The 18,998-nt window shown below is 73.5% G+C and carries 18 protein-coding genes; 12 read left to right on the forward strand and 6 right to left on the reverse strand.

The window, feature by feature from the left end:
* Window positions 1-6: 6 nt before the first annotated feature.
* The 4 genes from AB0D32_RS30640 to AB0D32_RS30655 all read right to left on the reverse strand — a co-directional run bounded on the left by AB0D32_RS30640 (window position 7) and on the right by AB0D32_RS30655 (window position 2,870).
* Window positions 7-453 (reverse strand): hypothetical protein, encoded by a 447-nt coding sequence (locus AB0D32_RS30640; RefSeq protein ID WP_357097669.1) that lies wholly within the window; start codon window positions 451-453, stop codon window positions 7-9.
* On the reverse strand, window positions 450-1,268 hold the full coding sequence (locus tag AB0D32_RS30645; RefSeq protein WP_357097671.1) for a DUF692 domain-containing protein: 819 nt from the start codon (window positions 1,266-1,268) through the stop codon (window positions 450-452). The genes AB0D32_RS30640 and AB0D32_RS30645 overlap by 4 nt, the downstream gene beginning before the upstream one ends.
* Window positions 1,265-2,164 (reverse strand): TIGR04222 domain-containing membrane protein, encoded by a 900-nt coding sequence (locus tag AB0D32_RS30650; protein ID WP_357097673.1) that lies wholly within the window; start codon window positions 2,162-2,164, stop codon window positions 1,265-1,267. Before AB0D32_RS30650 ends, AB0D32_RS30645 begins: the two co-directional genes overlap by 4 nt.
* Window positions 2,165-2,297: 133 nt before the next feature.
* Window positions 2,298-2,870 (reverse strand): helix-turn-helix domain-containing protein, encoded by a 573-nt coding sequence (locus AB0D32_RS30655; RefSeq protein ID WP_357097675.1) that lies wholly within the window; start codon window positions 2,868-2,870, stop codon window positions 2,298-2,300.
* 106 nt (window positions 2,871-2,976) lie between these two features.
* Between AB0D32_RS30655 and AB0D32_RS30660 the strand changes: the two genes are divergently transcribed.
* The 3 genes from AB0D32_RS30660 (at window position 2,977) to AB0D32_RS30670 (ending at window position 5,662) form a co-directional block, all read left to right on the forward strand.
* The gene (locus AB0D32_RS30660; RefSeq protein ID WP_357097677.1) at window positions 2,977-3,846 is read left to right on the forward strand and encodes a carbon-nitrogen hydrolase family protein; all 870 of its coding nucleotides are present in this window, start codon (window positions 2,977-2,979) and stop codon (window positions 3,844-3,846) included.
* Window positions 3,847-3,907: 61 nt separating this feature from the next.
* Window positions 3,908-4,552, forward strand: a complete 645-nt coding sequence (locus AB0D32_RS30665) for an HAD family hydrolase (RefSeq protein ID WP_357097679.1) — start codon at window positions 3,908-3,910, stop codon at window positions 4,550-4,552.
* Between the two features lie 174 nt (window positions 4,553-4,726).
* Window positions 4,727-5,662 (forward strand): RIO1 family regulatory kinase/ATPase, encoded by a 936-nt coding sequence (locus tag AB0D32_RS30670; RefSeq protein ID WP_357097681.1) that lies wholly within the window; start codon window positions 4,727-4,729, stop codon window positions 5,660-5,662.
* A gap of 44 nt (window positions 5,663-5,706) precedes the next feature.
* Here AB0D32_RS30670 and AB0D32_RS30675 read toward each other — a convergent pair whose 3' ends face one another.
* Window positions 5,707-5,955, reverse strand: a complete 249-nt coding sequence (locus AB0D32_RS30675; protein ID WP_357097683.1) for a DUF2630 family protein — start codon at window positions 5,953-5,955, stop codon at window positions 5,707-5,709.
* Between the two features lie 86 nt (window positions 5,956-6,041).
* Between AB0D32_RS30675 and AB0D32_RS30680 the strand changes: the two genes are divergently transcribed.
* The 8 genes from AB0D32_RS30680 (at window position 6,042) to AB0D32_RS30715 (ending at window position 15,267) form a co-directional block, all read left to right on the forward strand.
* Window positions 6,042-6,959: a GNAT family N-acetyltransferase gene (locus tag AB0D32_RS30680; RefSeq protein ID WP_357097685.1), complete on the forward strand. Its 918-nt coding sequence runs from the start codon at window positions 6,042-6,044 to the stop codon at window positions 6,957-6,959.
* 181 nt (window positions 6,960-7,140) lie between these two features.
* Window positions 7,141-8,529: a cytochrome P450 gene (locus AB0D32_RS30685; RefSeq protein ID WP_357097687.1), complete on the forward strand. Its 1,389-nt coding sequence runs from the start codon at window positions 7,141-7,143 to the stop codon at window positions 8,527-8,529.
* A gap of 5 nt (window positions 8,530-8,534) precedes the next feature.
* Window positions 8,535-9,455 (forward strand): terpene synthase family protein, encoded by a 921-nt coding sequence (locus AB0D32_RS30690; RefSeq protein WP_357097706.1) that lies wholly within the window; start codon window positions 8,535-8,537, stop codon window positions 9,453-9,455.
* Entirely contained in the window at window positions 9,452-11,032 is a 1,581-nt protein-coding gene (locus AB0D32_RS30695) for a prenyltransferase/squalene oxidase repeat-containing protein (RefSeq protein ID WP_357097689.1), read from the forward strand. The genes AB0D32_RS30690 and AB0D32_RS30695 overlap by 4 nt, the downstream gene beginning before the upstream one ends.
* A 151-nt stretch (window positions 11,033-11,183) precedes the next feature.
* Entirely contained in the window at window positions 11,184-13,769 is a 2,586-nt protein-coding gene (locus AB0D32_RS30700) for a nitrate- and nitrite sensing domain-containing protein (RefSeq protein ID WP_357097691.1), read from the forward strand.
* A 91-nt stretch (window positions 13,770-13,860) separates the two neighbouring features.
* Complete coding sequence (locus AB0D32_RS30705) at window positions 13,861-14,283, forward strand: roadblock/LC7 domain-containing protein (protein WP_091629996.1); 423 nt, start codon at window positions 13,861-13,863, stop codon at window positions 14,281-14,283.
* 5 nt (window positions 14,284-14,288) lie between these two features.
* Entirely contained in the window at window positions 14,289-14,675 is a 387-nt protein-coding gene (locus AB0D32_RS30710) for a DUF742 domain-containing protein (RefSeq protein ID WP_357097693.1), read from the forward strand.
* The gene (locus tag AB0D32_RS30715) at window positions 14,656-15,267 is read left to right on the forward strand and encodes an ATP/GTP-binding protein (protein ID WP_357097695.1); all 612 of its coding nucleotides are present in this window, start codon (window positions 14,656-14,658) and stop codon (window positions 15,265-15,267) included. Before AB0D32_RS30710 ends, AB0D32_RS30715 begins: the two co-directional genes overlap by 20 nt.
* A gap of 117 nt (window positions 15,268-15,384) precedes the next feature.
* Here AB0D32_RS30715 and AB0D32_RS30720 read toward each other — a convergent pair whose 3' ends face one another.
* Complete coding sequence (locus AB0D32_RS30720; RefSeq protein WP_357097697.1) at window positions 15,385-18,237, reverse strand: aconitate hydratase; 2,853 nt, start codon at window positions 18,235-18,237, stop codon at window positions 15,385-15,387.
* Between the two features lie 160 nt (window positions 18,238-18,397).
* Between AB0D32_RS30720 and AB0D32_RS30725 the strand changes: the two genes are divergently transcribed.
* On the forward strand, window positions 18,398-18,754 hold the full coding sequence (locus AB0D32_RS30725; protein WP_357097699.1) for a VOC family protein: 357 nt from the start codon (window positions 18,398-18,400) through the stop codon (window positions 18,752-18,754).
* Window positions 18,755-18,998 lie beyond the last annotated feature (244 nt).

Raw genomic sequence — 18,998 nt, forward strand, 5'->3', positions numbered from 1 at the left:
CTCCGGTCAGCGGCGGGCGGGACGCAGCAGGCGTACGCGACCGGCGACCTGGATCGCGACGGCGCCGCCGGCGCGCCCCCAGCCCGGCAGCCGGCGTGGGCGCGGCGGCCCGTGCCCGTCGTAGCGGTCGGTGGCCTCGCGCGTGGCCAGCTCCTCCGCGCCCAGCGGTGGCAGTGAGCCCCGGTCGCGCAGGTCGCGGGCCAGGTCCCAGCCGTCGCGCAGCGAGCCCCCGGTCGGCCGCCCCGCCGCCCATTGGGCGAAGGTCGCCGGCCACTGGGGCCCGAGGGCGGCGGCGAGCAGCGGCCAGTGCCGGGCCACCTCTCCGGCGCGCTTGCGCAGCAGCGCGGTGCCGGCGGCGGCCAGCGCCGCCGGGTCGAAGCCTGGCGGAACCGGGCCGCCGGCCACCAGTGCCGCCACCAGCGCCGCCTGCCGCTCGGCCAGGCCGTCGCTCACGTCACCACCGGAAAACCGGACGCGGCGGCGAGGGCGTCCAACTCGGCGCGGAGCACCGGGGCGGGCGGGTAGTGCCCGTCGCGTTCCAGCAGGAGCGCTGGCGGCCGGTGGCGGGCGCACAGCTCGCGCAGCAGGTCCAGCACCGCAGCGGGCACCGGATCGGTGTGTGTGTCGTGGTAGTAGCCGCCGTGGTCGGTGCCGCCCGCGACGTGCACGTAGGAGACCCGGTCCAGCGGCAGCCGGTCGAGCAGCGCGGTCGGGTCGGTGCCCCGGTTGCGGGCGTTGGCGTACACGTTGGCGATGTCCAGCAGCAGGAACGCGCCGGTGCGGTCAAGGATCTCGGTGAGGAAGTCGGCCTCGTCCAGCTCGTCGTCGGGCCAGTCGAACAGGGCCGCGATCGGTTCCAGCGCGATCGGCACCGGCAGTTCGGCCTGCACTCGGGCGACGTTGGCGCAGACCGCGTCGACCGCCTCCCGGCTGCGGGGCAGCGGCAGCAGGTGCCCTGCCTCGACGCCGCCGGCCCGGACGAAGGCGATGTGCTCGCTGACCAGCGGCGCCCCGAGCAGCTCCGCCACCGCGCCGAGGTGCGCGACCCGCGCCGGGTCGACCGGCTCGGCGCCGCCGAGGGAGAGCCGCACGCCGTGCGGTACGACCGTGACGCCGCGTTCCCGCAGCGCGGCGAGCCCGTCGGGCAGCGGCCCCGTCGCGGTGACGCCCTCCGCGACCACCTCCACGAAGCGCAGCCCGGGCAGGTCGGCGACGAATCCGGCGATCTCCGGACGCCAGCCGATGCCCACGCCGTGTGGCCCGGTCATCCGCCGCACCCACCGCCGCATCCGCCGCCGCACCCGCCACCCCCGCCGTCCCCGCCGCACGAGCTGCCCCCGCCGCAGGAGGAACCGCCGCTGCTGCTGGTCGCCTGTCGCTGGATCTCGGCCTGGGCGGCGAAACCGGGATCCATCGCCCACAGCGAGGCGGTGCCGAACAAGGCGACTCCCATCGCGGCGCCTGCCGCGCCGTAGGTGGCGTAGGCGGGGGCCGAAGCGGGTGCGAGGTAGGTGTGCTGCCGGCGCAGGTCCCGTAGCGCCAGGGTGGCGGCGCGGGTGCGCCAGGGCACCCGGTGCAGCAGGATGGTGACCACGGTCAGCGGGAACTGGCTGAGCACGAGCAGGAGCACCGAATGGTCGTTCAGCAGGCCCGCGACGATCCGGACGAAGCCGACCACCAGCAGGGCGGAGAGCAGGAACGCGCCGCGGCGCAGCGCGGCCCGGCGGGCCGGTGCGACCGCGAGCCCGCGCTGCTCGAGACTGGCCCTGAGCTGGTCGAGCGCCCGGCGGACCCACTCGTCGCGGCGCAGTTCCCGGACGGTGGCGTTCCGACTGGCGGCGAAGTGGACCGCCTGGTCCAGTGGCGTCATTCCGGCCGGCAGCGGACCGCCGGTGGCCAGCCGCCGGTCCGGCCGTATGCCGATCGCCCCGCTGCTGCGCAGCCCGCCGAGCGAGGCACAGATCGCCAACTGCTCCCCGCCGTTGAGGTAGGCGACCTGCTGCGGGCCGAGCTGGCCCACGTCGTGTGCCGAGGGGCCGGCGAGGACCATGAGCCGGTGCACGACCGTGCCGATGATGACCAGGACGGCCGCGAGGAGATAGATCCCGAGGAATGCAGGGCCGGGGATGCCCCAGGTGTCACCAGGTGCGGCGAGGACGGTCATGAGCTGCTCCTGTCGGGCGAGGGGATCGCCGCCCAATTGTGGGGCAGTCCTGCCAGCCCGTGTCCACCCGCCCGCGGGTCGAGTGAGCGGGCCGGTAGGCGAGGTGAGCAGGGGCGTCGGCCGGCCGGGCAGGTCACCGGCGGCGGACGGCCTCCTCGACCAGGTCGAGCACCGGGTCGAGGTCGCCGGCGGGGCGGCCCATCGCCAGGTGCAGCACCAGACCGTCGTAGGCGAGTTCGAGGAACTGGGCCAGCACGTCGATCGGCACGTCCTCCCGCAGTACACCCGCCTCCCGCTGCCGGGCCAGCCGGTCGCGGGTCGCCTCGGCGATCGCGGCGGACCGCTCCGCCCACCGCTTGGCGAACGCCGGGTCGGTGCGCAGCCGCCGGGACACCTCCAGTTGGCTGCCGAGCCAGCCGGTGGTGTCGGGGGAGACCGCGCGGGCCAGGAGGTCCCGCATGACCTGGACCAGGCCGTTACGGGCCACCGTCTCCACCATGGCCGCCGCGTCGTCCTCGGCGACGGCCAGGAAGAGCGAGTCCTTGTCGCGGAAGTGGTGGAAGATCGCGCCCCGGGACAGCCGGGTGGCCTCCTCGAGCCTGCGCACGGTGGCACCCTCGTAGCCGTGCCGGGCGAAACACGCCCGCGCGGCGGCGAGGATCTCCTGGCGGCGCGCGTCGAGCTGGTCCTGGCTTACTCTGGGCACGGGTCGATCGTGACACCTCAGCCCCGGCCATGCAAACCGTACGTACGGCTTGGTTCGCCCGCGCGAATGATCGACGACCTGCACGCCCCCGTCTATGATCGCCCTCGTGACGCCACTTCCCACCGCCGTCGCGGTCCCCGCCGCACCGTTGACCGTCGCGGCTGTGCAGGCCGAGCCCGTACCCGGCGACGTGGCCGGCAACGCGGCGAGCGCCGCCCGGCTGGTCCGCCGCGCCACGGAGCGAGGCGCCCGGGTGACCGTGCTGCCCGAGCTCTTCCTGCCCGCGTACCACCTGCCGACGCTCGCGGCCGATCCGGCCGGCACCGACGTCGCGGCCGACGCGGCGGCCACGGTCGACGACCCGCGGCTGGACCCGCTGCGCGAGGCGGCCCGCGACGGCGGGGGCGCCGTGGTGGTCGGCGCGGCCGTGCGGCACCCCGACGGTCGGCGGACGATCTCCGCCCTGCTGGTCGACCGCGCCGGCGACGTCCGCGTCGGGTACGACAAGCAGCAGCTCTGGAACGGCGAGCGGGAGCTGTTCGTCGCCGGCGACCGGGGCGCCACCCTGCTCGTCGACGACTGGCGGCTCGGGCTCGGCATCTGCTACGACGGCTGCTTCCCGGAGCACGGCCGGGCCGCGGCGGCCGACGGGGCGCACGGGTACCTCTGCCCGAGCGGCTACCTGGCCGGTTCGGAGCACCGCCGCGACCTCTACTACGCCGCCCGCGCGCTGGACAACACGATGTACGTGGTGTTCGCCAACATCGTCGGCGGCGCCGACCCGTGGCGGTTCAACGGCGGTGCGGCGGTCTACGACCCGGAGGGCCGGCCGCTGGCCCGGGGCGCGGACACCGGCGAGGCCGTGCTGGTCGTCGCGCTCGCCCCGGAGACCCTCGCGGCGAGCCGGGCGGCCCACTGCATGCTGCTCGACCGCCTGCCCGACCAGGGAGGCACCCGTTCGGCGCTGCCGGCCTGACGCACGTCGGGCGGCAACTCGGCACTGTCGTTGGGCGGTCGGGTTCCCGTAGGGTGCCCGAGTGCCGTTGCTCCTGCTGGACTTGGACAACACGCTGCTCGACCGGGTCGGTCCCTTCCGCGCTTGGGGGGAGCGTTTCCTGGCCGGCATAGGCGCGCCGCCGGCCGACATCGACTGGCTGCTGTCCATGGACGCCGACGGGCTGACCGACCGGTGGGACGTGGCCGACGCCGTACGCGACCGCTACGGGTTGCGGATCCCGTCCATCGACCTGGTCGAGGAACTGCACGACGGCGTGCTGGCGAGCATCCGGCTCGATCCGCTGGTCGCCTGCGCGCTGCGGATCGCCGACGAGGCCGGCTGGACGCCCGTGGTGGTCAGCAACGGCGGGGCCCGGCAGCAGGAGGCCATGATCCGGCGTACCGGGCTGGACCGCTTCGTCGCCGACTGGGTGATCTCCGAGGAGGTCGGCGTCAGCAAGCCCAACCCGAGGATCTTCGCGCTGGCCGCCCGGCGGGTACGACTGCCGCTGCGCGGCGCCTGGGTGGTCGGCGACGGCCCGGAGGCGGACATCGGGGGCGCGGCGGCCGTGGGCCTGCCCAGCGTCTGGCTGCACCGGGGGCGTAGCTGGGTCGACAGCCGGTTCGCGCCCACCCGAACGGCGGACGGCCTGATCGCCGCCGTCGCGGCGGTGCTCGCCGCCTGAGCGGCGGTGGTGGGCGTAATTCGGTTGACCCGGTGGGCGCCGCCCGCGAGCATGGTCGGCGCATCGTGCACCCGGGCCCAGGCGCCCGGTCGAGGAGAGGGGGTCGGTCATGGCCGTCTTCGCAGGTCACTTCCACCTGCCTCCATCAGCCTCGAGCAAGGGATCACCACCGCAGTGCGCGATCACGACCTTCCGGCGCGCGAGCGCCGTACCCGCGGCAAGCGCCGCTTCGACGACGACGAACAGCTCTTCCTGAAGCGGGGCCGGTCCGCCGAGCCCGCCCCCGCCGACCCCGACGCCGAGCCGGACCCCGACACGGGGGAGCGCTGGTCCTCCTGGGACGACGCCGTGCACGGCCCGCAGCCCCACCCGGACTGGCTGGTCACCGAGCTGGCCGCCAAGGACACCGAACTGGGTGTGCTCAAGACCGGCAAGGAGGCGGACGTCCACCTGGTCCGCCGGGCGGTGCCCGGCACCGACCGGTCCTGCCTGCTGGCGGTCAAGCGGTACCGCGACGCCCAGCACCGGCTCTTCCACCGCGACGCCGGCTACCTGGAGGGACGCCGGGTCCGCCGGTCCCGGGAGAACCGGGCGATGGCCGGCCGCACCGCCTTCGGCCGGCAGATGATCGCCGGACAGTGGGCGGCGGCCGAGTTCGCCGCGCTGTCCCGGCTCTGGGAGATCGGCGCCCGGTACGGCACCATCACCGTTCCCTACCCGGTGCAGGTGCGCGGCACCGAGCTGATGCTGGAGTTCCTCGGCGACCAGGAGGAGGGGCTGGCCGCGCCCCGGCTGGCCCAACTGCGGCCGGAGGCCGCCGAGCTGCTCGAACTGTGGGGGCAGCTCGTCGACGCCCTCGTGGTGCTCGCCCGCGCCGGCCTCGCGCACGGCGACCTGTCGCCGTACAACCTGCTGGTGCACGCGGGGCGGCTGGTGCTGATCGACCTGCCGCAGGTGGTCGACGTGGTGGCCAACCCGCAGGGGCCGGAGTTCCTGGCCCGCGACGTCCGGGTGGTCGCCACCTGGTTCGCGGCGCGGGGCCTGCCGGCCGAGACCGCCGACCCGGCCGTGCTGACCGCGCTGCTGCTGCGGGAGGCGGGGATCCGCTGACCCCGGCGTCCCGGGCGGCCCGCGCCGGCCGCCCGGGATCCGGGTCACTGCAGGTAGCGCTCGACCTCCGGCTTGGGGCGCATCCCCTGGCTGTCCGGGTCGCCGTGGGTCTGCCGGGCGGCCCGCCGCCGACGTAGCAGGTCCCAGCACTGGTCGAGGGACTCCTCCAGCTCGCGCAGCCGGGTGCGGGCGGCGTCGTCGGTGCCCGACTCGCCGGCCTGCGCGTCGGCGCGCAACCGGTGCTCCTCGTCGACCAGCTCGGAGATCCGGTTCAGGATGGTCGTGTCGTCCATGACCTGAGCCTGGCACAGGCAGCGGCGGGCGCGCCCGGATTCCACCGCCGCCCTACCCGCCCGCCGCTGCGGTAGGTTGCCCGGCCATGACTCCCAACGTCCGGGCCGCCGCCCCCTCCGACCTGACGCAGGTCGCTGTCCTGCTTCGCGCCGCCCGGCCCCACCTGGTGGTCACGCCGGAGCTGCTCGCCTGGCAGGCGACCGGCAAACCGGCCGAGCGCTTCGAGATCCTCGTCGCCGAGGTGTGCGGCGGGCTCGCCGGCGTCGCCCGGACCGGGCTGTTGCACGAGAGCGCCGAGCCGGGGCTCGGCTTCGTCAACCTGGTCGTGCGCCCCGAGGGGAGAGGGCGGGGCGTCGGGTCGGCGCTGCTCGCCGCCGCCGAGGAGCGGCTCGCCGGGCTCGGTGTGCGCCGGGCGTACGCGCGGGTGGTCGACGAGCCGGCGTCGCTCGCCTTCGCCGAGCGGCGCGGCTACCGGCCCGGCCGGCGCGGCGTGATCCTGGGCCTGGACCTGACGGCGGCGGTGCTGCCGGCGGCGCCCGCCCCGCCGGCCGGGGTGCGGCTGGCCACGGCCGCCGACCTGGTCGACCCGCGCGCGCTGTACGAGGCGGACCTGGCCGCCGCCGCGGACGAGCCGGGCGATGTCGGGATGGACGAGATCAGCTACCCGGACTGGCGGGCCGCGTACTGGGACCGGCCGGACCTGGACCGGGCGCTCAGCACGGTGGCGCTGGCCGACGGCGTGGTGGTGGCGTTCAGCGTCGCGCTGACCGATGGGGTGGACCGCTACCTTTCCGGCATGACGGGCACCCGGAGCGGGTGGCGGGGCCGGGGCCTCGCCCGGCTGGTCAAGCACACCTCGCTGCGCTCCGCCCGGTCGGCGGGCTTCCGGTGGGCGTCCACCCTCAACGACGCCGGCAACGACGCGATGCGGGCGGTCAACGGGTGGTTCGGGTACCGGCCGGTGGACGCCGAGTGGCGCTGCCTGCGCTCCCTTCAGGAGTGAATCCCGCCACGAAATCCTTCATGGTCAAGCATTCCCATGAGCAAAATTTTCATACGGTGGCTAGCGGAGTCTCGATCGGTGATGGCATGCTTCCCGGGTCGTGACGCAAGGCAGCAGTCCGCATGACGTTCTGTCACAGCGGAGCGTTGACCGAGGGGAGGAGCCACGGGTGCGGGACGCCATGGCTGAACGGGATGTCGACGACCCACGAGGACGGGCGGCACGATCCGTTCCACTGTGGAAGATGCTGCCGGGTCTGCTGCGCGACCCCCTGGGCCAACTCGTCGCGCTGGCGGACTCCGCCGAGGGCGAGATCCTCCGGCTCAACCTCGGGACGATCCGCCCCTACCTGGTGACCGAGCCGGCCCACGTGCAGCACATCCTGCGCGACAACGAGGCCAACTACACCCGCGGCGGGCAGAGCATGCTCTGGCGTCCGGTGCGGCGGCTCACCGGCGACGGGATCCTCTCCGACGGGCCGGCGTGGCGGGCCAGCCGCGCGCGGATGCAGCCGCACTTCACCGCCAAGCGCATCGACCTCCTGGTGGACTCCATGAGCCGCGCGGTCAGCGACGCGGTCGACGAGTTCGACGAGCCTGCCCGCACGGGCCGGTGGCTGGACGCCGGGACGGAGCTGGGGCGGGTCATCTGCCGGGCGATCAGCAGCGTCTTCTTCGCCGATCGGGTGAGTCTCGCCGACCAGCTGCGGATCGTCGCCGCCCAGGGCACGATCGTGACCGCGCTGCGCGCGCGTCTGCTTCTGCCGTTCGTGCCGGACTCCGTGCCGGTACCCGGGGACCGCGCCCTCCGCCGCGCGATCGGCGTCGTCGACGACATCATGCTGCCCCTGGTGCGGTCGGAGATCGCCAACCCGCGCGACGACGACGACCTGCTCGCCGCCCTGGCCCGCGCCCGGGACGAACACGGCCGCCCGCTCGACGAACGGCAGGTCCGCGACGACGTGGTGTCGTCGTTCGCCACCGCGACCGAGACCACCTACGCCGTGCTGACCTGGCTGTGGCCGATCCTGGACGCCAACCCCGAGATCGCCGAACGGCTCTACGCGGAGCTGGACGAGGTGGTGGGTACGGACCGGGTGATCAGTCGGGACCAGTTGCAGGCGCTCACCTACACCCGGTCGGTCGTGGACGAGCTGCTGCGGATGTACCCGGCGGGCTGGTTGCTGCCCCGTACGGCGCTGGCCGACGACGTCATCGGCGGCACCCGGATCAGGGCGGGCAGCATCGTCGTCGTCAGCTCGTACGTCACCCAGCGGCTGGCCCGGCTCTGGGACCGTCCGGACACCTTCGACCCCGATCGCTTCCGCGACGACCAGCCGCGACGCAGCCACCGGTACGCGTACTTCCCGTTCGGCGGCGGCCCGCACCAGTGCCTCGGCATGTACCTGTTCAACCTGGAGGCACCGCTGGTGGTGGCCACGGTCCTCAGTCGCTACCGCTTCCGCCTGCGGGAGCCCGGGATGCCATCGAGGCAGTTGGCGGCGGCCCTGCGCCCGGGCCGGCCGGTGATCATGGCGCTGACCCCGGTCCGTGAGCGGAGGCCGGTGTGACCACGATGCCGGTGGCGACCCCCGACCAGTCGCCGGACGCGGCGGGCGAGCGCGACGAGCTGCGGGACGCGCAGGAACAGGGCCGGATCTGCGGCCTGGCGGTACGCGGCCAACGTGACCTCCAGGCGTCGGCCGCGGCCCACCCCGAGCTGTTTCCCGCCGACCCGTTCGACACCATGCTGTTCGCCAACGTCTCGCTGGCCATCGCCTTCGGCGCACCGTGGTGCACGGCGGAGCAGCTGCGCGCCGCGAACCGCACCGTCCTGTGGGGCTTCGCCCTCGACTGGCTGATCGACCACCGGGCGCGCTCCCGTGACGAGGTCGACGGGCTCGTGACCCGCTGCCTCGCGGTGGCCGACGGCGAACCGCCCGCCGCCGACGACCACCTCGGCGCCTACCTGGCCGCGCTCCAGGGGGAACTCACGACGTCACCCGCCTTCGCGGCGCACCGTCCGCTGTGGCGCGACCGCGTGGCCGCGACGGTGCGGGCGATGGCCCGCGAGTGGGAGTGGAAGACGGGCTCGTGCCGGATGTCCCTGCCGAGCCTCGACGAGTACCTCGACAACGCCGACAACCACGCCTGCACGATCGTCAACGTCGCACACTGGCTCTACACCGGAGACGAGGCCACCCTCGCCCGGCTGGACGAGCTGGTCATGGTCAGCGACCAGGTGCAGCGCGCCCTGCGCCTCGTCAACGACCTCGGCACGTACGAGCGGGACCTGCGCTGGGGCGACCTGAACGCCCTCCTGCTGGTCGACGACCGCGCCGAGGTGGAGCAGCGGCTCGCCGAGCTGGTGGACACCTGCCGCCGGATGCTCGTCCCGCTCCGGTCGACCTGCCCGCGGGAGGCGGACTACCTGGCCCGGCAGATCGGCTTCAGCAGCGGCTTCTACCAGCTGGCCGACTTCTGGGGGATGTCGTGACGGCGGCCCCGGTCGTCGTACCGGACGTCGGCGGTGTGGGGCTCGCCGTCGCCGGCCGTGAGCTGGTGGCGGCGATGCTGGCCGGCCCCGCCGGCACGGTCTCGCCCTCGGTCTACGAGACCGGCCGGCTGGTCAGCGACGCGCCCTGGCTGCCGGGGCACACCGAGCGGCTGCGTCACCTGCTGGCCGCCCAGCGCGCCGACGGCGGGTGGGGAGCGCCGGGCGCGTACGGCCTGGTGCCGACCCTGAGCGCGGTGGAGGCCCTGCTGAGCGCCCTGCGCGCCCCCGGCCGCGCCGGCGCACCGGCCGCGCACCGGCTGTCGACGGCCGCGGACCGGGGCCTCGCGGCGTTGCGGGGCCGGCTGCTGGTCGCCGCCGAGCCGGTGCCGGACATGCCGGGCGTCGACCTGATCGTGCCCGCCCTGACCGACCGGATCGACACGCTCCTCGCCGAGGGCGGTCCGTCGACGGGGTGGCGCGTGCCCGCGCTGCCGATGCCGTACGGCATGACCCGGCACCGGGCCGAGGCGGTCGGGCGGCTCATCGCCACGGGCGGGCCCGTACCGGAGAAGCTGTGGCACGCCTTCGAGGTGCTGGACGGGCGGGCGCGGACACACCTGCGGGCCCGGCCCGTGTCCGGCGCCGTCGGCGCCTCACCCGCCGCCACCGCGGCCTGGCTGGGCGATCCCGCCCGCCCGGGCGTGGACCAGGCCGCGCTGGGCTACCTGACGACGGCCGTCACGTCCGGCGGCGGGCCTGTGCCGTGCACGACGCCCATCGCCGTGTTCGAGCGGGCCTGGGTGCTCGGCGGCCTGGCCCGGGTCGGCGCGGTGGCGGACGTTCCCGCCGAGCTGACCGCCGGCCTGGCCGCCGCGCTCGGGCCGACCGGCGCGGCCACCTCACCCGGCCTTCCGACGGACGCCGACACCACCGCGGTCACCCTCTTCGCGCTGGCGCGGCTCGGTCGCCCGGTCGCGCCCGACAGCCTGCTGGCGTACGACACGGGCGCGCACTTCTGCACCTGGCAGGGCGAGGACGGTGCGTCGGTCACCACGAACGCCCACGTCCTGGAGGCGCTGGGCTGGCACGCCCGGCACCGTCCGGGCCGCCCGCACACCGACGTGGTCCGGCGGGTGGCCGGCTGGCTGGTCGACGGCCAGCTCGCCGACGGCAGCTGGACGGACCGCTGGCACGCCTCGCCGTACTACGCGACGGCCAGCGTCGCGGCGAGCCTGGCCGGGTACGCGCCCGACGCGATCGATGGGCGACTCGACCGGGCGGCCGACTGGGTGCGGGACACCCAGCGCGACGACGGCTCGTGGGGACTCTGGGCGGGCACGCCGGAGGAGACCGCGTACGCCCTCCAGGTGTTGCTCGGCACCGGGCGACCGCCCCGGCCGGGCCTCGCCGGCGTCGTGCGCAGGGCGCTCGCCTACCTCGACGACCACCGGGACGAGGCCGGCGACGGCGTTCCACTGTGGCATGACAAGGATCTCTACCATCCGGTGCTCATCGTGCGGGCCGCCGTGCTCGCGGCGCGGCACCTGGTTTCGCTGAGTGACCACGCAGGACGGTGAGCCGTCGATCCGGTGGCGTCCACCACCACCGGTCATGATCAGGACTGCTTGAGTGATCGTCGTGACACTGCTACCGTGCGCCGGGTCGGTCGAAGCGCCATGCGGAAACCGCCGATCGGATGAATCAGGCTCCCCGTCAGGGATGGTTTCAATGGGTTCCCGCAGTTCCAATCTGCGCCGGAAAGTCGTGGCTCTGCTGGCCTCACTCGTCGCGCTGTGGGCGTTCGCCGCGTGGGTGACCCTGCGGGAGGGCGTCAGTCTCCTCTGGGTGCAGGTGCTCGACACCCAGGTCGCCCAGCCGGGTGAGCCGCTGGTGCTGGAACTGCAGGCGGAACGCCGGGCGTCCGCGGCGTACCTGGGTGGATCGGGTGCGGCCGAACGGGAGCAGCTCGACGCACAGTGGCGCAGGACCGAGGGCGTCGCCAACGACTTCCGGCAGTCCGTCAGCAGCTGGCGGGTGGACCTGGCGGCCGAGGAGAGCCAGCGGCGGGTCGACGCGGTCGTCACCGGGCTCGACCAGCTCGCCGGCGTACGCGAGTCGATCCGGGACCGCAAGGTCGACCGCGCCGCCGCCACCCAGGCGTACACCGAGCTCATCGACACGGTGCTGCGGATGTACGGGTCGCTGGGCAACCTGGACGACGACAAGTTCACGCAGGAGACGGCGGCGTTGATCCAGCTCGTCCGGATCCGCGAACTCATGTCCCAGGAGGACGCCCTCGTCACCGGCGCCCTCGCCGCGGGCCGGATGACGCCCGAGGAGACCGCCGCCTTCGCCCGCGCCGCCGGTGCCCAGCGCTACCTGGACAGCCAGACCCGCACCGAACTGTCCAACGCCGACCGGTCCCGCTACGAGGCGCTGCGCGGCGGCGAGGCGTACACCGCTTTCCGATCCCTCGAGGACCGGGTCGCCCTGCAGGGACGGACGGCCGACGCGCCGCCCGTGTCGGCGTCCGAGTGGCGTACGGCGGCCGACCGGGTGCTCGACGAGCAGCAGCGCTTCATCATCGAGGCCGGCGACGCGCTCGTGGAGCGGGCCGCGCCGATCGCCGTCGGCGTCGTCCTGCGGCTGGTGCTGGCCGCCGGCCTGGGCCTGCTCGCCGTCATCGCCTCGATCGTCGTGTCGATCACCACCGCCCGGGCTCTGGTGCAGCAGTTGGAGCGGCTGCGCGAGGCCGCGTTCCGGCTCGCCAACGAGCGGCTTCCCGGCGTGGTCGAGCGGCTCGGCCACGGCGAGGAGGTCGACGTCGCCAAGGAGGCGCCCCCGCTGGAGTTCGGCGACGACGAGATCGGCCAGGTGGGCAAGGCGTTCAACGCCGTGCAGGAGACCGCCATCCGCACCGCCGTCGAGCAGGCCGAGCTGCGCCGCAACGTGCGGGAGGTCTTCCTCAGCCTGGCCCGACGCACCCAGGCGCTGGTGCACCGCCAGCTCACCCTGCTCGACACCATGGAGCGCCGCGAGCACGACGCCGAGGAACTGGAGGACCTGTTCCGGGTCGACCACCTGGCCACCCGGATGCGGCGCAACGCGGAGAACCTGATCGTGCTGTCCGGCTCGACCCCCGGCCGTGCCTGGCGGCGCAATGTGCCGATGGTCGACGTCGTCCGCGGCGCGGTCGCCGAGGTCGAGGACTACACCCGCGTCAACGTGCTGCCCCTCGGCGCGGTGTCGCTCACCGGCCGCGCGGTCGGCGACGTCATCCACCTGCTCGCCGAGCTGATCGAGAACGGCCTGTCGTTCTCCCCACCGCACACCTCGGTGGAGGTGCGCGGGCAGATGGTGTCCAACGGCTTCGCCATCGAGATCGAGGACCGCGGCCTGGGCATGAGCGAGGAGGACCTGGCCGCCGCGAACCACCGCATCGTCGACCAGTCCGAACTCAACCTGGCCAACGCCTCCCGCCTGGGGCTCTACGTGGTGAGCCGGCTGACCGAGCGGCACGGCGTACGGGTGCAGCTCAAGGAGTCCGCGTACGGCGGCACCACGGCCGTCGTACTGATCCCGGCCGAGCTCGTCACCACCGACGGCGAGGATCCGAGCACCTCCGGCGGGTTCCCGGCCGGCCTGCCCGCGGCCGCCCCGGTGGCCGGCGCGTCCGGCCAGGCGCCGCCCGTCGTCGAGCAGCCGCTCAGCGCGGCGCCGGTGGCGCTGGTCGAGCCGGCGCCCGCACCCCGGCCCCGGCCGGCTCCGGACTCCGACGCACCCGCCGACGAGGGGGAGGCCGACGGGGGCGCACTGCCGACCCGCTCTCGCGGCCGGAGCCTGCCGACGACCGCCCCCGCCCCCGACGCGCCGCTGCCCACCCGACCCCGGAGCGGGTCCGAGCAGTACGCCCTGGACGGCCCGACCGTGCCGACCGGCCTGCCGGTGGCCACTTTCCGGTCCGCGCCGGCGGAGGCGCCCGACGCGACGGACACGCCCGGGAGCACGGTGACCGGTGGCCCGGCGCCGGCGGCCCGGCAGGTGACGGCGCGCACCGGCTCGGGCCTGCCGGTCCGGGTCCGGCAGGCCAGCATCGCGCCGGAGCTTCGCGACGATCCGGCGACCGCCGAGAGCGGTGACGACGACGAGGACGTGGCGCGCCCGCCGGAGCAGGTGCGCCGGATGATGAGCTCCTACCAGACCGGCACCCGGCGCGGCCGTACGGACGCCGCCCGGCTGCTCGGCGCGACGGATGACAGCCGAACCGAGGCCGGCGAGGAGACCGACGCCGGCGACGACCTGCAAGCGACCTGACCGGCACCGCCGCCGTGCGGGGAACCCGCGCGGCGTGGCGGTCAGCAGAGACGAGCACGGCGACAACAGCCGGGGGAGAAGAGGACGACGAGTGGCGCAGAAGACGGCTTCGAGTGCCGACCTGACGTGGTTGCTGGATGATCTGGTCGGCCGGGTGAAGCAGGCCGACCACGCGGTCGCGCTCTCGACGGACGGCCTGTTGATGGCCGCCTCGCGAGGGCTCGGCCGGGACGACGCCGAACACCTGGCGGCCATGGCTGCCGGCATCCAGAGCCTGGCCCGGGGAGCGGGCAAGCGCTTCGGCGGCGGGCAGGTGCAGCAGACCATCATCGAGATGCAGTCGTCGTTCCTGTTCGTCACGGCGGCCGGGCGCAACGCCTGCCTCGCCGTCCTCGCCAGCGAGGACGCCGACGTCGGCCTGATCGCCTACGAGATGGCGATGCTGGTCACCCGCGTCGGCAAGTACGTCGCGTCGCCATCCCGGACCGGCGAGCAGCAGACCGGCGAGAAGTAGGCGCGATGACGGTGCAGGGGGAGTCCTCGGAGCACCAGTGGGTCGATGACCATGCCGGCCCGGTCGTGCGCCCGTACGCGGTGACGCGCGGCCGGGCCCGGCCGGTCACCGGCACGTTCGACCTGATCTCCCTGGTGACGGCGACCCGCGCGGACGTGAACACGGAGGTCGGGCTGGGCCCGGAGCACCTGGCGATCGTCGGGCTCTGCCAGCGGATCCAGTCCGTCGCCGAGATCGCCGCCCACCTGGACCTTCCAGTGGGCACCATCCGGGTCCTGCTCGGTGACCTGGCGGCCCGCAGCCTGGTGCAGGTACGCGAGCCGTACACCACGGCCGGCCTTCCCGACAACAGCGTTTTCGAGGCGGTAATCAATGGACTACGGGCTCTCTGAGCGGCCGGCGGGAGCGACGCCACTGCCCACCGCGATCAAGATCCTCGTCGCGGGTGGCTTCGGCGTGGGCAAGACCACCATGGTCGGTGCCGTCAGCGAGACGCGCCCGTTACGTACCGAGGAGGTGTTGACCGAGTCCGGCGTCGGCATCGACGACCTGTCCGGGGTGGAGAGCAAGAAGACCACCACGGTGGCGATGGACTTCGGCCGCATCACCATCAGCGACGACCTGGTGCTCTACCTCTTCGGCACCCCGGGCCAGGACCGGTTCTGGTTCGTCTGGGACGAGTTGGCGCTCGGTGCGCTCGGCGCGGTGGTGCTGGCCGACACCCGCCGGCTGGCCGACTGCTTCCCCTCGATCGACTACTTCGAGGGCCGTGGCACGCCGTTCGTGGTGGCGGTCAACTGTTTCGAGGGGGCCCGGAAGTACCGGCTCGACGAGGTGCAGGCGGCGCTCAACCTCGACCCGGGGGTGCCGGTGCTGCTCTGCGACGCCCGGCAGCGGGAGTCGAGCAAGGAGGTGCTCATCACGCTGATGGAGCACGCCATGAAGACCCGGGAGGCCCGCCGCCGCGCCGCCGCCGCGGAGTAGCCGGGACGCGACCACGCTGTCCGCAGGGCTGCCTCCGCCGCCGCCCGCCTGAGCGAAGTGAAAAGGAAGGGTCCCGGTGACGCGGAGCGTCACCGGGACCCTTCCTCGTTCAGAGCGTCAGTTGGCGATCATGCGGCGCAGGACGTACTGCAGGATGCCGCCGTGCCGGTAGTAGTCCGCCTCGCCCGGAGTGTCGATCCGGACCACCGCGTCGAACTCGACGCCGGTGTCGGTGCTGACCTTGACCGTACGCGGGGTCTCGCCGTCGTTGAGCGCGGTCACCCCGGCGACGGAGAACGTCTCCGTGCCGGTGAGGCCGAGCGACTCGGCGGTCTCGCCGGCCGGGAACTGCAAGGGGAGCACGCCCATGCCGATCAGGTTCGAGCGGTGGATCCGCTCGTACGACTCGGCGACGACCGCCTTGACGCCGAGCAGCATGGTGCCCTTGGCCGCCCAGTCGCGCGACGAGCCGGAGCCGTACTCCTTGCCGGCCAGGACGACCAGCGGGACGCCCGCCTCCTGGTAGGCCACGGAGGCGTCGTAGATCGAGGTCTGCTCGCCGGTCAGGTGGTTGACCGTGAAGCCGCCCTCGACCCCGGGAACCAGCTGGTTACGCAGCCGGATGTTGGCGAAGGTGCCCCGGATCATCACCTCGTGGTTGCCCCGGCGGGAGCCGTACGAGTTGAACTCGTGGCGCGGCACGCCGTGCTCGGCGAGGTAGTTCCCGGCAGGCGAATCGGCCTTGATGGAGCCGGCCGGCGAGATGTGGTCGGTGGTGACCGAGTCGCCCAGCTTGGCGAGCACCCGGGCGCCGTCGATGTCGACGACCGCGTTCGGCTCCCGCTGCATGCCCTCGAAGTACGGGGGCTTGCGCACGTAGGTGGACTCGCCCGCCCAGGCGAACGTGTCCCCGGTCGGGGTGGGCAGCGACTGCCACCGCTCGTCACCGGCGAAGACGTCCGCGTACGCGGCGCTGAAGCCGGTGGCGCCGATCGCCGAGGCGATGACGTCCTGGATCTCGGCGGTGTTCGGCCAGATGTCCCGCAGGAACACCGGGTTGCCCTCGCTGTCCTCGCCGATCGGCTCGTTGGCCAGGTCGATGTCCATCGTGCCGGCCAGCGCGTACGCGACCACCAGCGGCGGGGACGCCAGGTAGTTCATCTTGACGTCCGGGTTGATCCGGCCCTCGAAGTTCCGGTTGCCCGAGAGCACGGAGACGACGGCGAGGTCGGCCTCGTTGACCGCGGCGGAGACCTCCTCCGGCAGCGGGCCGGAGTTGCCGATGCAGGTGGTGCAGCCGTAGCCCACCAGGTGGAAGCCGAGCTTCTCCAGGTAGGGCGTGAGGCCGGCCCGCTCGTAGTAGTCCATGACGACCTTGGAGCCCGGGGCCAGGGTGGTCTTCACCCACGGCTTGCGGGTCAGGCCCTTGTCGACCGCGTTGCGTGCCAGCAGGGCCGCGCCGATCATCACCTGCGGGTTGGAGGTGTTGGTGCAGGAGGTGATCGCCGCGATCACCACCGCGCCGTGGTCCAGCTCGAACTCGGTGCCGTCGGCGCTGGTGACCCGGATCGGGTTGGTGGCCCGGCCGCCGGAACCGACCGCTGCGGTCTGCAGGTCACGAGGCGCGTCGGCCGGATCGTTGACCCCGTTGGCCGGGGAGTCGCTGGCGGGGAAGGACTCGGCGCTGGCCTCGTCGGCGGGGCCCTGCACGCCGAGCGGCGGGATGGTGCGGACCCCGCCGCGGGGGTCGGCGTCGCTGCCGGTCTCGTCGGCGGCCACGTAGTCGGTCAGCGCCGAGCGGAACAGCGTCTTGGCGTTGCCCAGCGGCACCCGGTCCTGCGGGCGCTTCGGGCCGGCCAGGGACGGCTCGATGGTGCTCAGGTCCAGCTCCAGGCGCTCCGAGTACTCCGGCTCGGCCGCCGGGTCGTGCCAGAGACCCTGCTCCTTGGCGTACGCCTCGACGAGGGCGACCTGCGCGGCGTCCCGGCCGGTCAGCTCCAGGTAGCGGACGGTCTCGGCGTCGATCGGGAAGATCGCGACGGTGGAGCCGTACTCAGGGGACATGTTGCCGATGGTGGCCCGGTTGGCCAGCGGCACGGCGCTCACGCCCGGGCCGTAGAACTCGACGAACTTGCCGACCACGCCGTGCTTGCGCAGCATCTCGGTGATGGTGAGCACCAGGTCGGTGGCGGTGGTGCCGGCCGGCATCTCGCCGGAGAGCTTGAAGCCCACCACGCGCGGGATGAGCATGCTGACCGGCTGGCCGAGCATCGCGGCCTCGGCCTCGATGCCGCCGACGCCCCAGCCGAGCACACCCAGGCCGTTGACCATCGTGGTGTGCGAGTCGGTGCCGACCACCGTGTCCGGGTACGCCTGGCCGTTGCGCTCCATGATCGTACGGGCCAGGTACTCGATGTTGACCTGGTGCACGATGCCGGTGCCCGGCGGCACGACCTTGAACTCGTTGAACGCGGTCTGGCCCCAACGCAGGAACTGGTAGCGCTCCTTGTTGCGCTCGTACTCCAGCTCGACGTTGCGCTCGAAGGCGTCCTCGCGGCCGAACAGGTCGGCGATGACGGAGTGGTCGATGACCAGCTCGGCCGGGGCGAGCGGGTTCACCTTGGTGGCGTCGCCGCCGAGGTCGCGGACGGCCTCGCGCATGGTGGCCAGGTCGACCACGCAGGGCACGCCGGTGAAGTCCTGCATGAGCACCCGCGCGGGGGTGAACTGGATCTCCACGCTCGGGTCGGCGTCGGAATCCCAGCCGCCGAGCTGCCGGATGTGGTCGGCGGTGATGTTCGCGCCGTCCTCGGTCCGGAGCAGGTTCTCCAGGAGGATCTTCAGGCTGTAGGGGAGCCGTTCGTGCCCCTCCACCTTGCTGATCTTGAAAATCTCGTAGCTCGCGTCTCCGACGCGTAGCTGGGTCTTCGCACCGAAGGTGTCGAGGCTCGCCACGTCGTACTCCTTCACACCAGCGACCGTGAGTAGTCCTGAGCAGTCTGTCGCACCGGTCGGGGTGCCGCCGTGGTTAGGGGACACTTACCGCCGATTCTCGTCGTCAACAAAACCGTACGTCCGTCTTGCTAACTTCGCAACCTCGTGCCATCGTTCGGGACGAGGAGGTAACACCATGATCCATCACGTCCAGCTCGCCTGCCCGCGCGGCTCCGAGGAGGCGTCCCGGGCCTTCTACGTCGGGGTGCTCGGGATGACCGAGAAGCCCAAGCCGCCTGCGCTCGTGGCCCGTGGTGGCTGCTGGTTCACCGGTCATGGCGCCGAACTGCACCTGGGCGTGGAGGACGACTTCCGCCCCGCCCGCAAGGCCCACCCGGGCCTGCTCAGGCAGGACCTCGACGCGCTCGCCGCCCGGCTGGCCGCCGCCGGATACCCGGTCATCTGGGGCGACGACGAACTGCCCGGGATGCGTCGCTTCCACTCGCAGGACGCGCACGGCAACCGCCTGGAGTTCCTCGCCCCGATCGACTGACCCCCGCGCCGGGGCGCCAGCGGTATGGCTGCCCCACCGCGACCCTGCCCGCGCCCCGATCAGCGACCCTCGCCGCGACCCTGCCCCCCGCCGCGACCCTGCCCTCACCGCGATCATGGCGGAGACGACGAAAGGGCCGACCCCTTGTGGGGGTCGGCCCTTGTCGTGGGTGGTGCGGTTTGGTGGGTCAGGAGGTGTAGCCGCGGGTGGCGATCCAGTCGGCGAGGTTGTCGACGTTCATTCG

This window comes from Micromonospora sp. NPDC048170 (assembly GCF_040652795.1).
GTDB lineage: Bacteria > Actinomycetota > Actinomycetes > Mycobacteriales > Micromonosporaceae > Micromonospora.